General features: G+C 45.9%; 2 protein-coding genes, 2 tRNA genes and 4 pseudogenes. 3 read left to right on the forward strand and 5 right to left on the reverse strand.

From position 1 onward, the window contains the following. Window positions 1-173: 173 nt before the first annotated feature. The 3 genes and pseudogenes from ABZJ92_RS20535 to mtfA all read right to left on the reverse strand — a co-directional run bounded on the left by ABZJ92_RS20535 (window position 174) and on the right by mtfA (window position 2,571). Window positions 174-1,436: pseudogene (locus ABZJ92_RS20535) on the reverse strand (tyrosine-type recombinase/integrase). Window positions 1,437-1,597: 161 nt separating this feature from the next. Then, a tRNA-Asn gene (locus tag ABZJ92_RS20540) sits at window positions 1,598-1,673 on the reverse strand. 100 nt (window positions 1,674-1,773) lie between these two features. Next, window positions 1,774-2,571, reverse strand: a complete 798-nt coding sequence (mtfA, locus tag ABZJ92_RS20545) for a DgsA anti-repressor MtfA (protein ID WP_001325918.1) — start codon at window positions 2,569-2,571, stop codon at window positions 1,774-1,776. A 93-nt stretch (window positions 2,572-2,664) separates the two neighbouring features. Here mtfA and ABZJ92_RS20550 point away from each other — a divergent pair. Continuing rightward, window positions 2,665-2,754: transfer RNA gene (locus tag ABZJ92_RS20550), tRNA-Ser, on the forward strand. A gap of 27 nt (window positions 2,755-2,781) precedes the next feature. Here the strand turns inward: ABZJ92_RS20550 and ABZJ92_RS20555 are convergent. Further along, window positions 2,782-3,832, reverse strand: a pseudogene (locus ABZJ92_RS20555) (tyrosine-type recombinase/integrase). Continuing rightward, window positions 3,832-3,972: pseudogene (locus tag ABZJ92_RS20560) on the reverse strand (DUF4224 domain-containing protein); the annotation flags it as partial. The pseudogenes ABZJ92_RS20560 and ABZJ92_RS20555, both read right to left, overlap by 1 nt. Window positions 3,973-3,998: 26 nt before the next feature. Between ABZJ92_RS20560 and ABZJ92_RS20565 the strand changes: the two are divergent. Both ABZJ92_RS20565 and hokD read left to right on the forward strand, forming a co-directional pair. Then, a complete protein-coding gene (locus tag ABZJ92_RS20565) occupies window positions 3,999-4,415 on the forward strand; it encodes a hypothetical protein (protein ID WP_005069274.1) in 417 nt (138 codons plus the stop codon). A gap of 651 nt (window positions 4,416-5,066) precedes the next feature. Then, window positions 5,067-5,129, forward strand: a pseudogene (gene hokD / locus ABZJ92_RS20570) (type I toxin-antitoxin system toxin HokD); the annotation flags it as partial.

Here is a 5,129-nt window from a genome sequence, read left to right on the forward strand (position 1 = left end):
GTTACCCCCAAACGAATCGGAAAATCGATACTGGAAAAACTCTAACTCGGTGGCCAGTTTTTGTTGACCACTTCAAATAGGTGTTTTTCGTCATGAAGTTGATAAAAGTCTATATAGAACCACCTCCTGTAGAGGTGGTGGTAATTTGCCAGAGTGTGGGATTCGTTAGTATACTATGGGATAAACTTATTTTTACCAATTGTATAAGGCGGTGCATAAGATTCTCGGCATGCTTCCAGATAATCCGACCACCACTGCATCATCGCTTTGCGGGCTTCCAGGTGCTCTGCCTTATGAATATAAGCCATGCGCACGGTATTGCGCTCCTGATGACTCATCTGGCGTTCTACTGCGTCCTTTGCCCATAAACCCGATTCCATCAGCGCACTGCATGCCATTGCCCGGAAGCCGTGACCGCAGATATCCTTTTTCGTGTCGTAACCCATCACCCGCAGTGCCTTATTGACCGTGTTTTCACACATTGGCTTATACGGGTTATGGTCGCCGGGGAAGATCAGTTCATTATTACCGGTGATATCCTTAATCTGTTTCAGAATGGCGATGGACTGTTCTGAGAGGGGGACGATATGCGGCATTCGCATTTTTGCCCCGCGGCCGGAATAACGCACGCCAATAATGGGTTCTCGCGTCGCGGGTATCGTCCAGACTCGGTTTGTGAAATCAATCTCTGACCAGCGGGCGAAACGCAGTTCACTGGAGCGAATGAACACATGCAGCATCAGCAGAACGGCATGCCGGGTCAGTTCACGGCCCTGATGATATGCCCCAATACGTTCAAGCAGTTCAGGCAGCCGCTCCAGCGGCAGGGCAGGATAGTGCCGTCTGACAGGAGGTGTGGTCACGCCGCCAAGGTTTGCTGCAGGGTTCGTATCGATTAACTCCTGATGGACCGCATGGCGCATTATGTTACTCAGGTGCTGCCGTGTGCGGGACGCAACCTCCAGCAGACCTTTTTCCTCGATCCCTTTCAGCAGGTCAATGAAATGACGGGGTTTAAGTTCTGATACAGGTAGGTTCCCGATGACCGGAAAGATGTGATTGTTCAGGCTGGCAAGCAGACGGTCGGCGGTGTTCTGCGACCATTTCCTGTTACTTTTATGTCACGCCAGCGCCATGTTTTTAAAAACTTTCTCCGGTGTTCGTGAGCCACGTTCAGCAGCCCGCTGCTGTACCGGGTTGATATTCAGCGCCAGCATTTTACGGATACCTTCACGTTGCTGTCGCGCATCAGACAGGGAGATGGCTGGATAGGCACCCAGCGCAATGCGGGATTCTTTACCGCTAATACGGTATTTGAGATACCAGTGGCGGGAGCCACCCGGCTTGACCAGCAGATACAGACCGTGAGAATCGGAGACTTTAAAGGGTTTATCAGAAGGCTTGAGGGTGCGGATTTTTGCGTCGGTAAGGGATATATGGGGGTCACTCCATTATCGAACTAACCTGATCCCAGATTTGACCACCAATTTTTCCCGATGCGTAGGGTAAAATCAAAATGCACCGAGAAGAGTTTTCACACTAACCTGTTGAATCAACATCAGATAAAGATTCGCAAGGATGCATGAAAACAGAAAATTGGCTCCTCTGACTGGACTCGAACCAGTGACATACGGATTAACAGTCCGCCGTTCTACCGACTGAACTACAGAGGAATCGTGAGAACGGGGCGCATATTACTTAGCGGTACCTTGTCTGTCAACACTAAATTTCATAAGCCATTTCAATTGGTTAATTAATCTTCAAAGTTGTTAATTAATGAACATTCGTCGCTGAAAACGAGTCTGTATCATTAGCGTGATGCAGTCTCTGCAAAGGATCTTGTTGATAAAATTGACAGAAACGTTGCCACAATGAAGGGAAACGAGGAGCAAAAAGTTCTGGGGCGCTAAAGAAATATTCAGAAAGTACGGCAAAACATTCAGCAGGATCACTGGCAGCATAAGCATCAATGCTCGCCGCATTCTCACCAACTAATTCGATTTCTTCCTGAATGTTGTTCATTGCAGCATGAAGATCGTGTTCCCAGCCAGCAACCTCACGCAACGAAATAAAGGGAACTCCGCTGGCGCGATCGCCGTTACGGGTGTCCAGCTTATGAGCGACTTCATGAATAATCAGGTTAAAACCAGAAGCATCAAAAGAATCTTGTATATCCAACCAGTTCAAAACGATAGGCCCTTGCTGCCAGCTCTGACCTGACTGAACAATACGTTGGTTATGCACCAGACCGATATCGTCTTCCCATTCATCATCGACCACAAATGGCGCAGGATAAATTAAGACTTCATGAAAACCATCCAGCCATTCCAGTCCTAACTCCAGAACGGGCAGGCAAAATAGAAGTGCTATCCGGCAGCTTCTTAATGAATTCAGCTCAAAGCCCTGTAAAGGAACAAGCCGTTTTTGCTGTAAAAAACGTTCGGCAAGAGCGACCAATTTGCTTTGTTCCTGTTCTGTCAGACACGTTAAAAGGGGGATCGATAGTGCTTCCTGCCAGGGAAGGGCAGTTTGATGTGCTGATTCTTGTACTTTCCAGGGCCACTTAATCATCGTTTTGCTCGCAAACTCGTCACTTGAACAAAATTGCACGGACAGGGACTGTTAAAATGCCAAATTTCCTGGCATCATGGCAACCATCTGAACGGAGAGATGCCGGAGCGGCTGAACGGACCGGTCTCGAAAACCGGAGTGGGGGCAACTCCACCGGGGGTTCAAATCCCCCTCTCTCCGCCAAAATTCAATCACTTATACATCATTAAGTCAGTGACAAAAATCACACTTGGAATTACTTGGAATATTTTCTTGGAATATTTTCAGGTAACGGGACATCAAGTGTCGGTGAAACTTTAACCTTCCTGTCATAGATTAGCACTTGCCCCTCGGTTTTGTGACCAGAGAAAAGTTGCTTATCCCGACTGCTTCCTTCATAGTCTGAAATTCCTTTCGCCTTCAGATCATGAAAGGTGAAGTCGGTTAAAATACCTGAAATTTTGCCTGCGCGATTTCTTGCTTCTACCCACATTTCGTTAAAGCCTTTGTACATATATCGGTTGCCGTATTGATTGCTGATTACATAGGCGGATGTTGGTAACTGTTTTGCTTTTTCGATCGCCGCCTGTAATCGTGGACTCCATGCTTTTATCTGTTTTTTTCCTGTTTTCCCTTGCTGGATAAAGATCCCGTCGTTTCCAATCTGCTCCCATTTCAGCGATAACACATCGGAAACCCTCGCTGCACACAGATAGGCAATTTCCATTGCGATAAAAACAGGAAGAGGTGCAACGCTTAATACTGCCTGGTATTCTTTGTCGGTTACATATCGTTCGCGGTTTTTGGCCTTGAATTTACTTACACCTGCACATGGGTTAGCCTTCACGTACCCTCGCTCATACCCCCAACTGTAAACGCGGGACATACTGCTTTTTTCATGGTTGGCTTGCGTTTTACTCTGTTCCCCTCTCTTGTCCATGTATCGACGGATGTGTTCTGGTTTTATGGAATCTGCCGGCACCTTACCGAATACGGCAAGCAACTTTTTTTGATGTTGCAGATAATCTTTTTGTGTTCTTGGACTGAGGTCACTGTAATAGGCGCTGGCGAGGAATTTTTCCCACAAGCGACCGAATGTCATTGCACGATCGCGATTATTTACAGTTTCCTCATACTTTTTCCATAAAGCAGCTAAACCATCCTTGATGGCGGTTAGTGTTACAGATTCTCTGGATGTTGGTTTCCATACATAACTATATTTATTTGGGTATACATTTGGAGGTAATTTTTCGTGTTCAGGATTTTTCCTTCGTCTTCCCATCAGATCGCACCAAAATTCGGCTCTACCTCGCGTGGTGGTAAAGTTTTATTGCAGGTAAATAGATCCCGGCTGACAATCGGTTTGCCACTACGATTGGTATAGAACGGAAGCCCGTTTTCCATTAACCATTTTCGCTGGTGGCAGCATTACCAGGGCGGTAATGAAAATGACTGAATTAACAAAAGAACAATTAATCGAAGAAGCCAAATTAAAAATAGCGATTACGAAATGCCACCCCAATTCAGGGATGGCGCGAGTAGAGGGCGAGTTATTCAAAATTGCACGGGCATCGCTGGAAGCAGAGCCGATAGCGTGGCGATATCGCTACGTGAAAAAAGGTGTTATGGACTCTCAGGGGGAGTTGTGGGTTGGTGACTGGAAATATGTACCGAAAAAAGAGGATTGTAACGACAGGCCGAACTATGAAATTCAGGCCTTATTCACTGCCCCACCAGTCCCGGTTACATCAGAAGAACTGGTTAAAGCTGTGCACTTTTATGAACAATTAAAACGCGAAAATCCACCAGCATCCGGCAACCAGATTAATGGGTTAACTATGTCGGTTAAACGACCAGCCAACTGAAAAAGCGGAAACCTGATTATAGGTTGCCAGATAAGGCAATAAGCTACCTGGCGCGGAACGGACTGATAAGTATGGGGAATGTTTTACGATGAGTATTTAGACTAAAGAGTTTGTAACGCTATGTAAGTGATTTTTTCTGGTTTAGATATTTATATGTCCGGCCAAATTGAGGTGTGTTTAAATGTTATTGCACATTGATTGTAGGGGGAATAATGAAAAACGCATTGCAGTTTTTGTTTGTTGCGTTCTGGTTGTTCGCATCATGTATGCCCATCATCTTCACAGCAAGGTATATGGAAAAAATTGATGTTTTGATATTAATGTTTGGACATATAAATGCCCTTTTTTTAGGGGTGTTCATGGCGGTCATGTGCATTGAATACTGGCGGTAAATACAGCGAACGCTATTGGTTTAGTTGGATATTTACTGTGCCGGACAAAAACGGTTTGCAGGGAAATCTTAGTTAAGTAGAATGACTGCGGGTGCTTGAGGCTATCTGTCTCAGGCATGAACACCAAAAGGCAGATAGAGAAAAGCCCCAGTTAACATTACGCGTCCTGCAAGACGCTTAACATTAATCTGAGGCTCAATCCATGCTGAACACATGTAGGTTAGCCTCTTACGTGCCGAAAGGCAAGGAGAAGCAGGCTATGAAGCAGCAAAAGGCGATGTTAATCGCCCTTATCGTCATCTGTTTAACCGTCATAGTGACG

The sequence above is a fragment of the Shigella sp. FJ200513 genome, from assembly GCF_040495915.1.
In the GTDB taxonomy this organism is placed as follows: domain Bacteria; phylum Pseudomonadota; class Gammaproteobacteria; order Enterobacterales; family Enterobacteriaceae; genus ECMA0423.